Here is a 16,957-nt window from a genome sequence, read left to right as displayed (position 1 = left end):
TACAACCTGATTGTAATTGACTCCGATTTTACGGTATAGAGCATTGTGGGAGGATAGAATGGTTGCAATCTCAGTCACACCTCGATCCATTTGGATGACGCGAAATGTTTTGTCAAAGACCTGTCCTTTGATGAAACGAGCCATTGAATGCATACCGGATTTTTCGAACATGGTCAGGAAACGGGCGTATTCTTCGTCCGTAAATCGGACCATGACGCATTTTTTTGCCGGATCGGCTTTGGGAGGCCTACCCGGTTTTCCTTGTTTGCTGCGAGAAATAAGGTCTTCCATAGCATTCAATTTTGCATGGAGGAGACGAAGCTCCTCTGTGTTTAATGTAGACCGATATCCAGCAGGCTACAATGATCTGTTTTTGCCCTTCTGTCTGTGCGGAGGGGGAAGGATTCGGTCCGGTCATGTTTCACAAGGCAAAGTTACCGAGAGGAATCATTGGTTGTATAAGGGTACGCGACGCCAACCACTGCCACACCGACGCCAACCACTGCCACGGACAGAATATAGCAGGTAGTTGGGGCAGGAATGTTTACGAATTGAGTGTTGAAGACATGCCCGAGAGGAAAAGTTTCTTTCTGGGTAGTCTATGTCTTTGCAATTACTCAAAAAATAAACTCGATAAATGGAGTGCAACCTACTTTTCCTCCACTGACAGCAATGGTTTGGTCATATTTGGGTGTGCCCATAAGCAGGTTTTCCAGCGCATTTTGTGCACAAAAGAATGGTCCTTAACCGCCGCAAATCATGGTAATAATTGACAGAATTTCTATGGAATTGAGCGTGTGAGAAGGCCATTGGGACGGCTAATTCCATTGTTTTACTTGCTTATGTGTATGAAGAAAGGGTCGTGTTACGGCCTCGATTTGAGATGGAACAAGCCATTGAATGTTCGTCATATCTCGTGATTACAGTCAGAAAACCGGTGTGATTTTCATCCGAGAATCGAAACATAATATCCCCATTTGTCGGAGCAGCCTTTGAAAGTCTGCTCCTTTTCTTTTGCCCGTAGGATGCAATTATGCCTTCCAAGGTCCCCATTTTTGAACGAAGGGTGCCGGAAACCCTTCGGCGGTTAAAATCCGGTCTCGGCACATGGGGTGCCCTGTAAAAAACGACGACTTCGGAGGAGTTTTCCACCCCCTTGCGGGCAAGCTGTTTTCTGTTACGAAATCTATTTCGCGTAACGGAAAACACAGCTTGCCGGGGGCAAAACATATAATGTTTCTGCCCCCCAAAAAACGGGTCGAATATCACGTCCCGTTCCCACTTGTTCGCCGGCCAATCTGAAGAGGCGAACTGCCCGTTCCCGAAGCCGACATCGGGAACAAAACCGATCAAAAAAGGAAGGCCTGCAGGGCGTCTTCTTCAAAAAGGCCGACTGACTGATTGACGTCAGTACTGACTGAAGTACTGACTGAAGTCTGACTGACTGAAGTACTGACTGAAGTCACGGTTTTGCTGTTTCGCTGTTGTGTTGACACACTGTTTTGTTGTTTTACTGACGTACTGTTTTGCAGGCTCTCTGTTTTATTGTTTTGCACATATTGATTTGCGGATAACAGCTGGGTACATAGGGCTGGAGCGACAACAAGGCTTCGGCCATTGTCCTCATTCTTGCATCGGGGAGGGTTGGGCGCCGCGCCAATGGCAGAAGCTCGATAAATACACGATAGAAGCCGCAGAAACAGGCCGCACACCTCAAAAACCACCGCAGAGCATAACTTATATCGTCGAACCTCATCGCGGCTCAAACGCGAGAAAAATGGGCAACAAATTAATCTTAGGCGGCAGCGGGGATCGAGACCTTTGGATGAAAGATGGGCCGGGAAACGGGGACCTCAACACCCAGCCGAAGCATGGTTTTTCTCCTTTCCATCGGTAGCATCTTCAAAAGCGGGCCGGAGCGAATACGACAACCTTTTCCGCAAGGAAAGGGCTCCACCGAAAGAGGCCTTTCACTGCGGAAACCCCATTGGGGCCTGAGGTTGGCATTTCGCTCCGGGCCCTTACCTTGCTGCCGGATGAACAGGAGCTAAACTCACAACCGCCCGTTGTCGTTCCACTCGCCGAAGAGAATGCCTTTGCGTGTGTTTTCAAGAAATTTGTCGAGACGCTTCCGAAAAAGTTCGGGCAGGTTCTTTTTGATCTGAATCGTATCAATCCGCACCCGCTTGTAAAGGTCCGGCAGGCGGCAGAAGTTTTCCCAGAGAACAGGGTCAGACTGCAACTCTTGCAAAATATCGGGATCAATGGAAAATCCGGTTTCGCTCATATCCGGCAAGACGGCCCGCCCCGCATCGGTCATTAAACCCAGCCGTTCCATGCGACGGCATCGTTCCTTGTTCAGTTCCGACCAATTGCTGCGAGGTTTCCGAGGACAAAGTTTTTGAGCCGTCACCTCCTCGGAGATCTTTTTGGTTGTGCTGTCAATCCAACCAAACACAAAGCCTCCTCCACAGCATCGACATACCAGAAGGTATCGTCATCAACAGGACGACCCCGCTTGACCACCACCCAGCATTCCATCTCCTTGTCGTGGTTCTCCTGAAGCCACTCGCGTAGCTCCAACCTCGATTTGGCATCTAATAAATTATGAATCTCCATGATCTTATGCAGCAGTCTGTTCCAACATACAAAATTACGCAAATTAATGCGAAACGAGCACATGTAGAGGGCTACAAAAGCGGGGCAAATCCGAGAAACACTCTTTTCCCATCCATTGAAACTTTATTTATATATCCAGGATGGCTGATTTTGTTAGATTTATCTTAATTTTGTATTCATCGATATTCGGGAAACACGCCCCACAATCTATTCGCTTTGCTTATGACTCGTTGTCTATATCTCGCCACGATACACGAATTTTTACAGCAGTCTCCTGAAGCTCTGTTGGGAACTTTCGTGAATAACTATCACGGAGTTGCTATGACCACAACCAATGAAGCCTGGACCGACGAGATCCACATCATGCAAGAGGTCCTGCTACCGTGGAAGGATGAAGATGGACAGATCATTTTCGAATACGACATTCCACGACTCGGAAAGCGAATTGATGTCGTTCTGCTGCTTCGTGGGCTTATCTTCTGCCTCGAGTTCAAGGTCGGAGAACGGGAGATGCTTCAGTTGAATATCGAACAGGTCCTGGATTATGCCCTCGACCTGAAGAATTTCCATCTGCTGAGTCAAAACAGAACCATTGTCCCGATTCTCATACCGACTCGACTCCAAAGCGGTTCAAACGAGTTTCGGCCATCGGTATATGATGATTCCATATACAACCCTTTGGTGACGGGAGCCAACGGACTTCAACAACTCATTGCGGATGTTCTGGCACATGCTGGAGCCACAGCGCCAGATCCAAGTCTGGGAGCCGACTGGATCATCAGCCCCTACTCACTCACTCCGACTATCATCGAGGCTGCCAAAAGGCTCTACGAGAACCATTCGGTAGAGGACATTACCCGCCACGAAGCGGACAAGGTATCGACAGATCGCACGATTGCATATATCCTCGATGTGATCAAGACCAGTCGAGAGAAGGGCGAAAAAAGCATCTGTTTTGTTACGGGCGTACCGGGAGCCGGGAAGACGTTGGTCGGGCTGGATGTTGCCGTCAAACAATCCTACCAGAATGGCGAGAAATTGAGCGAAGACGAAGGGGCCGTCTATCTTTCGGGCAACGGGCCGTTAGTCGCGGTGCTGACCGAGGCTCTGGCCATCGACAACCAAAAGAAGTGCCAAGCTCGGGGCGAGAAAAAGAACCGGTCGGATTCGCGAAGGGAGGTTGGAAAATTCATCCAGATTATCCACCGCTATCGGGACAACATGCTGGCCAAGCTAAAAACTCCGATTGAGAATGGCGTCCTTGAGATTGATCCCAAGAAAGCGATCAAGCTTGCCAAAGCCGGCTATGGCGAGGTGGAACATGTCGCCATTTTTGACGAAGCGCAGCGTTCATGGACCCACAAGCGGCTCGCAGATTACCTCAAACGCGGAGGAACCTACGGCAACAAACTCAAGATCCAGAATTTTCCCTACTCCGAGGCGGCCTTTCTCATTTGGTCGCTGGATCAACGGGAGGATTGGGCAACGATTGTATGCTTGGTCGGTGGCGGGCAGGAGATCAACACCGGGGAGGCCGGCATTTCGGAATGGATCAAAGCCCTCAACGAGAAATTCACACACTGGAGGATCTACATCTCCGACAAGCTAACCGAGGCGGAATATGCAGAAGGGCGGGTCAATGAACTACTGGCCGGTAATGACAAAGTGACCTTCTCGCCGGAACTCCATCTGGGGGTTAGCCTGCGTTCGTTTAGAGCCGAGAACCTCTCCGCCTTTGTGCACGCCTTACTCTCCTTCAACCCGGATGCCGCTGCGCTGTACGACACAATCAAAGCGCACTATCCGATTGTTCTGACCCGAGATATGACCAAGGCAAGGACCTGGCTACGCAAGAACACCCGAGGCTCACAACGCTCCGGAGTTCTCGTCAGCAAGACTGCCGCACGTTTTAAGCCGTTGGCCGTCGATGTTCTGGGTCAAGGCGATGAAAATGCTGTCCACTGGTTCCTGGAGGATAAGACTGACATCCGCTCTTCCAACTACCTCGAGGATGCGGCAACCGAGATCCAGGTACAAGGGCTCGAACTGGATTATACCTGCGTTCTTTGGGATGCCGACCTGCGCTGCGAAAACGGAAGCTGGCGATACTTCAATTTCAACGGCCGAACTGCCTGGCGCGAAGAATCAGGGCAAACCGAAAGCAGCCTCGAACGAAGAAAATACATGTTGAATGCCTACCGTGTCCTCCTAACACGCGCCCGTATCGGCATGGTCATTTGCGTTCCAGAAGGCAATCCCAACAAGACCGTCGATGGATTCCCTGAGGATGCAACCCGACTCCCAGAATTCTATGACGGCACCTACAAATACCTCAAGTCAATAGGGCTGGAGGAAATATAAAATACATCGCCACACTTTTTCATCGATCTTATGGAACTGATCTAAAAGATATAGACAAAAGCTTTTTGTATCAAGGCTTTACCATCCGAACGGCATTACTCAACCAGTTTATTGAGCTTTTCGGAAAACTGGCTATTGGTGAGACTCGAAAAATATCTATAATGTGGGATAATCAGCTCTTCACAGATATAGATGTTATCAATCAAAATTTCAATAGAGAACGATATCCCAACCATCCTGAGATGTATCAGGTGAGGTATAGTCCCAACCACCCTTTTGCCAAGGCGATGCGTCTTGCTTTTCCGGAGTTAACACAATACCTTGAACAGCAGCTGGCTCTAAAAAAAGAACTTACTCAACAAGGGGGCAAGACACACAACATTCGAATTCCAGACGAACTACGAAGTTCTATTGTGTTCTATGCGACTGCGAATAAAGACATCTGGGAGGCAGTTTCGATCCCCGCTCATGAAATAAACCAAGCTAAACAAGAGCTTATAGCTCATCCCATCGAAGAGTCGCTGCTTGAAAGTTTATTATTGAATGACGAAACAGCCCAAATTATCGAGAGGCCACATTTAGCAAGAATCAGAAGAATAGATAAAAATGTCTGCCTGAATCTCAAGAAGCTGTATGGGTATCGCTGTCAGATATGTGGCCAACTCATTACATTACCCTATGGAGGACAATACCATGTGATTGATGCACATCACATAGATCCTTTTAGCACCTCTCTCAATAATAAATTTTAGCAACATTGTTATTCTATGTCCAAATCACCATCGAATCATACATGCCTATAATCCCCATTTTACATCCAAAACCAAAGAATTCGTCTACGCAAACGGATACAGAGACAGATTAAGCTTGAATCTACATTTATAACAGGCACAATTCATGAGGCTACAATAAGTGATCTATTTCATCGCTGATACTGATACAACTCGAAGCCTGAATTGTAAACCAGACTTGGATAAGGTAATTGGACGTTACATTGGTAAGTGTATTTTCGATAGATGGGATGCATACGGAACCCTTCTTTTGTCAAGTCTCGACGAACGGCAAAATAGACTGTCCCGTGCGGAGCTAACAAATGGTCTATATCCATCATAACCTCGGCCTGTGCATAAGGTTCCAGCACGTTCAAGACATAAATGCACATAATCGTATCGAATTCCCCTTCGGGGTACTCCGGACGATAATAGCAATCATACCCCGTAATATCATGTCCCTGCCGTCTTAGTTCATCCGTATCGAAACCGAGGCCACATCCAAAATCGAGAATCCGACCCTTCAGCAAATCATGCTGAAGTAGATAACGAGCCGGAGCCGACAACCGCGACCTCTTGATTGCCGTAAGATAGGGATGATTTATCTTTACAGGCTCCATAAATTGACTGTTGGTCCGTCCTTATTGAACACTCTTATAGACCGCTATCATCTAAACGTACATATTTAGCCAATTTTATTCCCTTTCGCAACTCTGTTGCATAAGCTGTTCCCTTTAATTGTGATTTTTCAACAATATCATTAGGGCTGATATGCTGCGCTTCAATTATATCAGCATACTTGATACCAAAACATTGAACCAACGCATTACACTCTTTACGCTCCTTGCCTATTTCATAAAAGGCATCTAGGGCCTTAGCTAAATCACAAATCTCCATAATATCTCAATATTTCCAAGTTTCAAATCCCATATTCAACGCAATCTGGTGCATTGGAGTAAATGTCTGGAAGAAACAATCCATCAGATGCTCCCGATCCATATTGACAATTTCTTGAGGAGTATGCCCCATAGAAAGATAATCTTCCAATAATTTGCTCTGTTTCCCTATTTTCAGATTGATACGTAAAGCTTCTTGATGAGCTTCAGCCAATTTCGGGAGATATAAATCCAAATCGGGCAAACGATTACTTTTAGAGCTATTAATACTTGAATCGGCAGGGATGAGATTCCAAAGCAAATCATGAGAAACGAAACTCCATGGAATAAAATGATCCAACTCATATGTGTGTTCGTCCAACAGAGTCCCTGTATACAAGCATCTGACTTCCAACCCATTGCTCATGGCCGTATTCCAAAATCTATGCTGAGCTAATAATGAGTTACGCTCTTCCCTTTTGACCAACTTATTGGGGATATTCGGGACATTCGGGTTTCTCACCTGTAAAAAGCCAGTTAATCCCCAATATGCAAAAGCGCACAAAATATCGTAATTTTCGCTCAAATAGTCCTGCCATACTGGATTCAGTTCGATCCATAACGTTCCATGCTCTTTCTCCAGTTTATAGAGGCATCCGTTCTCGAACGTTTGGGATCGAATAACGATTTGACGGTCATCAGACGTATCAATCCACGGACGCAAAAAACGAAACGGAACGTTCATTTGCAAAAAGTTTAACCGCTTTCGGACATCAGGTCGTTGAATCAGCTCTTTCAACAAATCCGTCAGATCACGGACACTGATATTGATGGGAATATTATACTCTTTTTGCAAAACCAAGATCGCCTCATATAGAGATTCCGACTTCCCAAACGAAAGACGAAAATAATTCACCGGATACCAGGCATTTGCCACCATTGTAATCATAATCTCCCAGACATTCATCCTTGTTTTTCCCTGCTTCACAAACAAGTCGAGTATGCCAAGGAACCAATAATATTTGTAGGTTGCCACGGTCTTGTCAAAAACTCGGTTCAAATATCTGGTTGTCAATATGTCGGAATGCGGGATTTGCATACAAAAGATTTAATTGCCTTATCTACAAAGATAACGGAATATTTTCAGTCGCCAATTTTTATCTTTTGAAAAATCGCCATATCATAATTTAGTGATACAATATTCGAGATCATAGGAATACCATCTCTACATCATTCTATCAACCCTATCAAAACAAATAAAGAACTTGGCTTTCTCCTATACGCCCCCGCATAGAGATAAGCCAAGCTAACAATTACCACGAATCCACTAAGCGATAGGTTTAACCTGCTCCTCCGGATGCCATTCTGCAAGTGAGATAATTGCCTGATATTGCTCCTTGGTCAGAACCGAATTAGAATCGTCCGAACATTCGTATTTCCACGGCAATTCGTATACAGTGCCCTCTTCCTGATAGCCCATATAGTTGTGAAATGAGCTGGGAATCAGCCGCACCCAATCCTCCTCCCGCAGGATTCGCAGAAGCCGCTCTGCATCGTATATCAATAGCGGCACTCCGGCCTTATACAGGGCGGTAGCCACCTCGATAGCTAGTCCGACATTCGCCGAATAACTGTTGGAGACAACAATCATCCAGCCTTGCTGACGCTTGTTTGAGGCAAAGATATTCAGACGCGAAAGTCCCAGTTCTCCATAGTGGTCCGTTGCAAACCGTATGAAATCCTCCGTACTGTCAATGTCGTACAGGGTCTCCACATCCACAAACTTCATCCGCTTGTAGTAAGCTACATCCCGCAGCTCTTCCGGGACATCCTGCGGATCTTCATAAACACGTCCGCTGGCGCCCCGTTTCCGATAGTAAGCCTCATACGCCTCGTTAGCAATGCGGTAATAGGTGCAATACAGCCGGATAGTCATGGTCTCCAAGAGAGGCATGGAACGCTCGTGCATCGAATCTTCCAAAGCCTTGATGGCCGTCTCCTTATCTTCCACCTCAATTTTGCAATTCGGTACTATACGATTAAGTTCCTTTTGTGCGATCCGTCCTGTACGTTGCTGGTACGGAAGGTTGTGCGCCACATAGTCATTGAATCTGTCGAGATCCGCAACAACAACATCAATCAGCCGTTGCAGATAGTCGAAGAGACGTGTGAGAATATCCCCGAACCACGCATCATCGGGGCCCCATCAGCACAAGCAGGACAGTTCGTGATGATGAACATGGTACGTTTCCGGTCCGTAACACGAAGCGACCGGGAATCCCCGTATCGGGTCGAGGCGACATGGAACCACCGTGTCTCCATCGGGTTGAATGCAAGCCAATCCGCCAAGAACGCCTCCCGGCTGTCATATTCCCCCGAAGCAATCAACTCCTCGGCATCGCCCCACTCTTCCGGCGTAGGCCGCGGCACCTCGATATAGAAACCCCGATACTCATCGTCACCCATCACGGCCAGCCGTTTGAATTGGCGCTGTATATCAACCAACCGTTCCAGCAAACCGCCGCCAACGACAATCTCCCAATGCTGCCTGTCGCCCAACATATCCAAGTGAGAAGTATTCAGGCCAACCTTCTTCGCCAAATTGGCAAGGAGCTTTCTATCAATGCTCATTCTTTTGTTCATCTCTTTAAGCTCATTAAATCTCAATAAACTTTCCCGGATCAAACCCGTTCATCAGGTATTCGTTCTCGATGACATATCACACCTAAATCAAGATCGCTCATATATTGTATCATCATTTACCATTCTCCTTTTCTTGATTGAAACATCCAAAAACAAAAACCGTCGAAAAGTTTGGTGAGGACTCTCCGACGGTTTTCATTTATCGCTTCAGCGGGATACCAGCACATCATCGTATCCCCGATGGTTTATCAGACGCTCGTCGGAAAATGTCTCCAAAAGTATAGAATGCTCCAATGCCCGAAGTATGGACACACAACAATCTCTCAAGGCATTTTATGCCTCGATCCAATACGGTGTTTCTGTTGTTCATTCTTCTTTGCAGCATTGTAAGCTTTATGTTTTTATTCAATTAGAGAAGCAAAGTTACGGATTTTCTTGAGGACCAGCAAATTTCTTTTATGAAGGAACAGTATATTAAGAGGTTGTCATTGAGACACATTATCGTACCAATCCCCAACAACAAAGCCAACTGGCGCTGCCCATAGTGCAAAAGTGCAAGTGCAAATCGATATGCATTTACACTTTTCTGCGACTGTCGGCCGACAACTAGTCACACACCTCCGTCCAGTATTTCTAGCATTGGTATCCAAGGTAACAACTGTCATCCCAAGAACATTCAAAACAAAATGAACTCGCGACGACACCGAATCAAGGCCAAAGGATATTCTTTATTTCACACCTCTAAAAGATAGTAAATATATCATTCCACTTTTAAATGCCGTATCATAAAATTTATGCAGGCTCGATTCATTCGAGCCATAAGACTATTCAAACGATTAAAAAAATCTATTAACCGATAGGCTTCCATTGCAACTTTACTTTCATTTACAATTTCATTCCTATACTTATACAGTTCATTTACATCAATATGAACTTCTATATTTCGCACATCCTTCCACCATGAATCACACATCGCGATCAATTTCAAATCTGACATAATCTCAAAATACTCTGCCCGGAAGCCAGGAAACATTGGCATAACTTCAGCAAGTCTTGCACTATATGATTCTCTTTGATCTTTCTCTTTAAAACCATACAACTTCTTGAAACTCTCATTAAGTTGAACTTGTAACTTACCTCTAAAAAAACTTTTTTCGTATGGATTTGCTGTTATTATGAAATATTTGGTCAATACGACACAATCGCAAAAAGAATATCCAATAAATCTTCCCACTTCAATAATAATACGGAAAACCTTATTAAACTCAGATTCCTCACAAGACTTTATCTCCTTCATACATTCTTGTAAACCTTGGATAGAATCAGAGAAATCTTTAATAGTTGCATCTGCCATTTTACAAAACTCCGCTCGTTCTTGTGGAGAAAGTATTTTGTTGTTATAACGCACCTCTTCAATCATAGCGATATATTTCAAACAGTTCTTCTATCAAATTTAGAAAATATTTATCTCTTAATCTAATAAAACAACTTTATTCCCATTTGATCTTTCTGAAAAAGTTAACTCATTACAAAAAAATTATTTGAAATCGATTTAAGAAAACCTGTGTTTTTTCAGTCTCTCAAATAAATGTTGTATTTTCGTAAATTAAAGTATAATTAAAATGAATTGAATGTTTGCGACTAAGATCACCAAATAAAAAATAAGCAATATGCTTCGACTATTACTACTATCCGACATACATTTCCTTTCTCTTTACGAAGAGATGGATCCACATGCTACCCTTAGGGGTGCTCTTGAGAAAGATCTTTCAGACTATAGAAAAGCGTATGGCAAGATTGATCATATACTAGTTTGTGGAGATATCGCTTACAAGGGTATTAAAGAGGAGTATGATAAAGCCCATGTATTTTTTGAACATATATGCGATATTGTGGGTTGTCAACCAGAGGAAATATATATTGTTCCAGGGAATCACGATAAAAATTTTAATACTCCCAAGGCAGAAATAAGACATTTAATTCATGCAGGTCTTTCTAATGAGAAGGCAGAATATGATAAATTATTTACTGAACTACTGCACAACAATTTTACTCATTTCAGGATTCTATATCAACCATTTAAGGACTATCAAGATTTTGCCGTAAGAATGGTAAGTTGTGAACCTCTAATGACTAAATGTTTAGACGAGGCAGAAAACGCCCAATATGACAACGAGAAGGATAAAGCATATATGATGACGCAATTGGGGACCATAGGGAGTTACCCAGTAATGTTATATGCGATGAATACCGCCTTGTGTTGTGACTGGGACGATGTGAATGATTTTGAAAAGGGACATAAATTATTTCTGCCCAAATTAAGTTATAACACTAAGGCGAATAAAGATGGCTGCATAAATATAGCAATGATGCATCATCCCAGTTCTCGGCTTGTTAATGAAGAAAATATTGCAGCCAGCTTTAATAAACAATTTCAGATTCAGATTTTTGGGCATTTACACCAACCAGCTTCCTATGTTAATGAGGCAGTTCATATCCACTCAGGCGCACTGCAACCACAGGAAGACCAAGAAGATAAATCGGAAGGTTATTTTTCTGTTTACAACATACTTGAGTTAGAAGTGACAAGTAAGAATGGTGAAGATGAGCTGAATATTCAACTGAAAGTAGAACAATATGATAATGACAGCAACGAGTTTGTAGAAAATGGCGAAGAATCAAGAAACTTTGTCTTGCCTCTCAAAAAGCATAAAAATCGTTGGATTAAAGAAAATCCACATCAAATTCAACCAAAAGCACTGCCAGAAGGAGTAACAGATAGAACAGTAAAATACAAATTTTTACAATTAACTAACCCAAGGTCTATTATGCGACGCATGCGTTATTCTTATGACGAGAATAAATCTCACAATAGGAACTGTGTTGATTTTTTAAATACGATTCAGTCCGAACAACGTTTTGCAGAATTATGGGATGCAATAAATCAGGAGTAATATGAATATAGACTTGAATCAAATACTTGATGGTGCAACGGCAATACCATATAGTGATACACTTATTAGTACCCTTGACACGGCTTGTCACACATACAAGATAGAAAACGAACTTGAACGTGTAGATGAGTTGGTTGTGGGATTTGTGACAGGTATTATTCCCAACGAATTTAAAAAACATATTGAAGAAGCCATGCGGGAGCAGGAATTTCATGAAATTCCTACTAATGATGTACTTGTGCGACTAGCTCAATATATAGTAATAGAAACCATATTAGAAAATGAAGATGAGCTAAATAAAGCCATTTGCGCAAGTAAGTTAATGAACTACATGCTTGTAACCAAGGCTTTGAAGCGCCCTATACCTAATGCAGATAGCTTACTTGAGGTATACGAATATCACATCTCAGAATATCTAAAAGATGTGGATACTGTACCAGAAGATATACAAACAGATATCCGGACAACCATACCGGCAGAAGACTTTCCACTAGAGATATCTGAAGAGGATGCTGATGCACTTCGTTTGATTCTCAAGGAAGCAGAATTATACAGAATTGAGCATTGGCTGACATCCGATGAGATTCAGGATATAGAGAGTCCTTTTGTAAAAGTCTATATTGGGTTAAGCAAAATGTTTGACCATTTGGCATATTGCTTTTACAATATTGATTTAAAGAAGGTTATTAGGCTATTACTTAATAATACAAAAAAGACACGTAAAAAGCTATCTAACATTATAGAGGAATTAGTACAGTCTAAATGTGAGTTTAATGCTAATTGTAGTGAAACATCCGTGATTTTATCGATGATAAAAGGGAAAAATCAGGTGGACTCCGGAAACGTAATGCTTACTATCGAGGAATTTGCAGTTTATTTGTACTATGAGCTCCTAACAGAAAAAATTATTGCCATACGAAATTAATATTGCCATGAACGAAAAGATAGACCTGATTAAAGGAGCGGTTCAATCTGCAAACACAACCACCCCTGATAACACAAACTTGCCCAATACTGGGAAATTCATCGGTGAGGCTCTGGAAAATGATGAAAAGATTAATTGCCTGATGTCTACGACTAAGCCCGAGATTACAATTCTGGTAGGGTTCGTTGGCTATGGTAAAACTTCTTTTATTGCATCTTGTTATCATCGCCTCCTGTCAGAAGGGAAAATAGGAGAATACACATTTTATGATTCGGATACACTGACTGGATTTGAGCGTAGAGTTTACCTTCGCAGGATATCCCTACAATATGATGATATAACGCCTCATACAAAACGTACTATACGTGGCGAACCCCATTTACTTACCTTTCGTCTTTCCCATCCTAAATATGGCGATAAGGTGGTTGTTATTTCTGATCACTCTGGTGAAGATTATGATGATTATAGAAATAAGAAAGCGAATTTAGACAAAGATACTTTGCTTAAAAATGCAGATCGCATTCTATTCTTCGTTGATTGTGAAAAACTTGTAAACGACGGTCGTTTAGGTATGCAAAACCAGTATTCTCAACTAATACAAAATATGCATGAAATGTCCTCTTTCAAGAATGGCGTTAAAATTCAATTCTTATTCAATAAGGTGGACTTAACAGAGGGCAACGAAGAAAAATATCAGCAAGAAAAAGAGCGTTTTCTAAACTCTATAAATGCCGTTCTGCAGTTACCTGTAGAAAAAAACATGGAAGTTATTTCAAACCAAGTTGATAGTAAAACCATCGAGGTCCTATTGCTTGATATTGTTGAAAATACAAGAAAGGCGCATCCAGAAGAGACTGATTTCTCCAAATTAGATTGGGTAAAATCAATTTTAAAGTAACACTAATATGGCAAAATGTTTAATTGCAGGCCTGCCTGCTGCAGGTAAATCTACATACATTGGTGCTTTGGCTTATATACTGCTGAATCCCGTAATTAACCAAGTACTAATGCTGGATGAGAATCCCGACGATTTATCATATCTTAATAAACTGATTGACCCTTGGCTTAATCTCGAAAAAATAGAACGTACAACCAGAGGATTTGCCAATAATATAGATCTAAAATTGGTAAGACCTAGTGATAACAAATCGTTTTCCATATCATTACCTGATATCGCGGGAGAAGATTATGAGTCTATAGTTAATATGAATTCAGACGTAATTGCAAGTTGGTCTGACAAACCCGATGCTCTACTGCTATTCATCAACGAATGGGACAACGATGTCTTAAAAGAGCAACTAGGAGGAGATAAGCAACCAGCAGACAAGAACGCTGAACCGCCAGCATTTGAGTTGAAAGACATATCATCTACCGTTCAAAATGTATTGTTATTAAAAGAATTACATCTTCTTTTCCCGTGGAAGAGATTGGCTATAGGTCTATCATCATGGGATAGATATCAGGACTATTACCGAACTCCAATTGATATGTTGAAATCTCGAGCCCCTTTTTTGTATAACTTCGTTACTCATTATTTCCCTAATACATATATTTTTGGCGTAAGCGCACAGGGAGATGAATATAATAAAGAGAATAAAAATAGTTTGATAGAAAAAACAGAAAAAGGCACACGAGCGTTTATAGTTGATTATGAAGGTAAGCAATCTTACGATTTGACCTTGCCTCTCAACTTTCTAATTTCGGACTAATATGATTATACATCAAGCTCTTCACGGGTATAACCAAGGACATAATAGATTGGCATCGTCTTATCCATTGTCTGCACAAGACGATGATAAGATGAAAATGCTTAGTGATTGGTCTGAATATTCAGACAACAAGGATAATTCATACATTACCACGTATCCTTTATCAGACGGCAAACATTATGTGGTTGCTAAAAGTTGGTATGCCGATGATATGGAACGACCAGGGTGTGTGTGGACTCATTCATTGATTCTTGACTTGACGAACCTTGACGAAAAGTTTGATTTTAGATTATTGACCAGTTTGTTTAAAAGGCCAGCAAAGGGAAATTACACATCTTATTCTGAAGCTATAAATTACACTCGAGATTCTCATCAGAATATAGACAACATATTTCAGAAAGAGGTATTGATATGGTTATATGATAACCTAGTGAAGCAAAATATGAATACCATAATGCTTTACCGTGTAGAGCAAGAATCTGCTTATTATCAAAACCTAATATTGCTTCTGTTGCAATATCTTCCTCTAGGATTCTTAAAGAACATATTCATGTGCTCTGGTTCAGCTTATGGTCGAAAATATAGTAATACTACATACAATCTGCAATTTGCTACATATGGGAAAACAAGTCTCGCCTCTGTAGTCAAGGAATCTGCGATGGCCTTTGACAATGTTTGTGATGGGATTAAGTCTATATGTAAGACAATGGCCCAAAAAGATTCCGACACGAGCGAGGTATTAAGACTCTTTTCCCATGATATCGAGAATAGCTATTCAAAATTGTGCGTAATAGGGTTACTACTTAAATATCTAGATGATGCTATAGCTCAGGTTGGGAATACTCCATCATTTTCTACCATATTAAAATTAATGGTTAACACTTTTCCCTCAACATCTGAGGGTGAAAATGTGAAATTAACTTTTTGCAAAAAAAATATTTCCAACCTTTTTTCTCCAGAGTCTATTGTCTTGAAAGATTTAGCCACAATAGCGACTGATAATTTTCTAAATTTTGAAAATATCGATTATAATCAAAGAATTATATCCTTCAAGACAAATCAGGGGCTCGATGAGTATGCAAAATTTCTGTCATCTTTATTAGATGCCGACAATATAAATGCCGTTGGTGAATATATCATAAAAAATTCTGATACGTACTTACATCCAGAAGATTATAACTATCTCGCATTTAATTATTGGGCTGTATTTATGTCATTGGTAATGACCAACCCAAATATATTGCAATATAGTTTCTGGATAGATTTGCCTGAAGAACATTTTATTGTGGTCTATGATGTGTTTAGAAAACACAGCTTTATGAATTTTGATGCGTGGGGAAGATTATTCACAATAGTTCTATATCGGAATCATGAGATTGATAAGAACCTAATGAATTGCTTTGTAAGTAAAGTTCCAAACATTACATTTGAAGTAATGGAGTATCTCAATCATTCCGTGTCATATCATCTAAAACCTTTAATAGAACAATATTGCACAGAAAAAGCCTCAGAAGTATTGATATGGTTGAAAAATCAAGAGACTCTTACTCTGCCTGTTGCTCATTTTTTGGTCAGCTATATTATTCCCACAGATCGTTTAGTTCAGAATTCAGGAAGCTACGTATGGCGTACTTTATATCAGTGTAAACAATACGAAACACTCTCTTACTTTACGTTCTTATTTATTCTTGGACATAATTGGGCTGACGAGAATGGCTTGCAATTTATAAAACGATCATTTTATCCATTACATAGAGCTCTTGCAACAGACAAATTTCCATCTAATCTTTGGGATAAAATAGAACCATATACAGCAAAATTACGTTTGTTCAATGAATGGGATAAGTGTAAAAAATTAAGAAAAGGTACCGTCAAATATTTTAAATCATCTGGATATAAAAAAAGGATTCTGTCCGACTTCACTCCAGAGAAAGAATTAAATGACACCCTCGAAAATATTTGGCAGAAAGTTTAATAACGGGAAGACAAGAAATGGCTGCGCCATGAAAATGGCCCCAGCCATTTTTCCTTTGCTGCAAAATATTTTTCCGAGCCAAATACACCAACAAGTTTCTCGGCATATAAATTGACCTCCACCTAA

Annotated in this window: 12 protein-coding genes and 2 pseudogenes; 7 read left to right on the top strand and 7 right to left on the bottom strand. The window is 41.7% G+C overall.

The features are described 5' to 3' along the window. Window positions 1-291: pseudogene (locus B5G09_RS13960) on the bottom strand (hypothetical protein); the annotation flags it as partial. Window positions 292-2,053: 1,762 nt separating this feature from the next. Then, a complete protein-coding gene (locus tag B5G09_RS14385) occupies window positions 2,054-2,338 on the bottom strand; it encodes a YdeI/OmpD-associated family protein (RefSeq protein WP_241147648.1) in 285 nt (94 codons plus the stop codon). A gap of 602 nt (window positions 2,339-2,940) precedes the next feature. Between B5G09_RS14385 and B5G09_RS11210 the strand changes: the two genes are divergently transcribed. Continuing rightward, window positions 2,941-4,980, top strand: a complete 2,040-nt coding sequence (locus B5G09_RS11210; protein ID WP_241147647.1) for a DNA/RNA helicase domain-containing protein — start codon at window positions 2,941-2,943, stop codon at window positions 4,978-4,980. Window positions 4,981-5,045: 65 nt separating this feature from the next. Beyond that, on the top strand, window positions 5,046-5,732 hold the full coding sequence (locus tag B5G09_RS11205) for a hypothetical protein (protein ID WP_143256544.1): 687 nt from the start codon (window positions 5,046-5,048) through the stop codon (window positions 5,730-5,732). Window positions 5,733-5,902: 170 nt separating this feature from the next. Here B5G09_RS11205 and B5G09_RS11200 read toward each other — a convergent pair whose 3' ends face one another. From B5G09_RS11200 to B5G09_RS11180, 5 genes and pseudogenes are all read right to left on the bottom strand, one after another. Beyond that, window positions 5,903-6,370 (bottom strand): methyltransferase domain-containing protein, encoded by a 468-nt coding sequence (locus tag B5G09_RS11200; protein ID WP_087405213.1) that lies wholly within the window; start codon window positions 6,368-6,370, stop codon window positions 5,903-5,905. 34 nt (window positions 6,371-6,404) lie between these two features. After that, entirely contained in the window at window positions 6,405-6,647 is a 243-nt protein-coding gene (locus B5G09_RS11195) for a hypothetical protein (protein WP_087405212.1), read from the bottom strand. 6 nt (window positions 6,648-6,653) lie between these two features. Further along, window positions 6,654-7,661: an HNH endonuclease domain-containing protein gene (locus tag B5G09_RS11190; protein WP_241147646.1), complete on the bottom strand. Its 1,008-nt coding sequence runs from the start codon at window positions 7,659-7,661 to the stop codon at window positions 6,654-6,656. Between the two features lie 291 nt (window positions 7,662-7,952). Further along, window positions 7,953-9,268: pseudogene (locus tag B5G09_RS11185) on the bottom strand (hypothetical protein). A 760-nt stretch (window positions 9,269-10,028) separates the two neighbouring features. Then, the gene (locus tag B5G09_RS11180) at window positions 10,029-10,688 is read right to left on the bottom strand and encodes a hypothetical protein (protein WP_087405210.1); all 660 of its coding nucleotides are present in this window, start codon (window positions 10,686-10,688) and stop codon (window positions 10,029-10,031) included. 250 nt (window positions 10,689-10,938) lie between these two features. Here B5G09_RS11180 and B5G09_RS11175 point away from each other — a divergent pair, with 250 nt between their 5' ends. The 5 genes from B5G09_RS11175 to B5G09_RS11155 are packed head-to-tail and all read left to right on the top strand — an operon-like array spanning window position 10,939 to window position 16,831. Then, window positions 10,939-12,222 (top strand): metallophosphoesterase, encoded by a 1,284-nt coding sequence (locus tag B5G09_RS11175; protein ID WP_087405209.1) that lies wholly within the window; start codon window positions 10,939-10,941, stop codon window positions 12,220-12,222. 1 nt (window position 12,223) lies between these two features. Continuing rightward, window positions 12,224-13,147, top strand: a complete 924-nt coding sequence (locus B5G09_RS11170; RefSeq protein WP_087405208.1) for a hypothetical protein — start codon at window positions 12,224-12,226, stop codon at window positions 13,145-13,147. A gap of 7 nt (window positions 13,148-13,154) precedes the next feature. Further along, on the top strand, window positions 13,155-14,045 hold the full coding sequence (locus B5G09_RS11165; RefSeq protein ID WP_087405207.1) for a hypothetical protein: 891 nt from the start codon (window positions 13,155-13,157) through the stop codon (window positions 14,043-14,045). 7 nt (window positions 14,046-14,052) lie between these two features. Then, window positions 14,053-14,856: a hypothetical protein gene (locus B5G09_RS11160; RefSeq protein ID WP_143256543.1), complete on the top strand. Its 804-nt coding sequence runs from the start codon at window positions 14,053-14,055 to the stop codon at window positions 14,854-14,856. 1 nt (window position 14,857) lies between these two features. Further along, complete coding sequence (locus B5G09_RS11155; protein ID WP_143256542.1) at window positions 14,858-16,831, top strand: hypothetical protein; 1,974 nt, start codon at window positions 14,858-14,860, stop codon at window positions 16,829-16,831. The last annotated feature ends 126 nt before the right edge of the window (window positions 16,832-16,957 follow it).

The sequence above is a fragment of the Alistipes sp. An54 genome (assembly GCF_002159375.1).
Classification (GTDB): Bacteria; Bacteroidota; Bacteroidia; order Bacteroidales; family Rikenellaceae; genus Alistipes; species Alistipes megaguti.
This window is presented reverse-complemented; position numbering and strand designations above follow the sequence as displayed.

Excerpts from the sequence above, each read along its gene's own strand:
- B5G09_RS11180 (WP_087405210.1), bottom strand. The coding sequence starts at position 10,688 with ATGATTGAAGAGGTGCGTTATAACAACAAAATACTTTCTCCACAAGAA.
- B5G09_RS11210 (WP_241147647.1), top strand. The coding sequence starts at position 2,941 with ATGACCACAACCAATGAAGCCTGGACCGACGAGATCCACATCATGCAA.
- B5G09_RS11195 (WP_087405212.1), bottom strand. The coding sequence starts at position 6,647 with ATGGAGATTTGTGATTTAGCTAAGGCCCTAGATGCCTTTTATGAAATA.
- B5G09_RS11165 (WP_087405207.1), top strand. The coding sequence starts at position 13,155 with ATGAACGAAAAGATAGACCTGATTAAAGGAGCGGTTCAATCTGCAAAC.
- B5G09_RS11175 (WP_087405209.1), top strand. The coding sequence starts at position 10,939 with ATGCTTCGACTATTACTACTATCCGACATACATTTCCTTTCTCTTTAC.
- B5G09_RS11200 (WP_087405213.1), bottom strand. The coding sequence starts at position 6,370 with ATGGAGCCTGTAAAGATAAATCATCCCTATCTTACGGCAATCAAGAGG.
- B5G09_RS11170 (WP_087405208.1), top strand. The coding sequence starts at position 12,224 with ATGAATATAGACTTGAATCAAATACTTGATGGTGCAACGGCAATACCA.
- B5G09_RS14385 (WP_241147648.1), bottom strand. The coding sequence starts at position 2,338 with ATGGAACGGCTGGGTTTAATGACCGATGCGGGGCGGGCCGTCTTGCCG.
- B5G09_RS11155 (WP_143256542.1), top strand. The coding sequence starts at position 14,858 with ATGATTATACATCAAGCTCTTCACGGGTATAACCAAGGACATAATAGA.
- B5G09_RS11160 (WP_143256543.1), top strand. The coding sequence starts at position 14,053 with ATGGCAAAATGTTTAATTGCAGGCCTGCCTGCTGCAGGTAAATCTACA.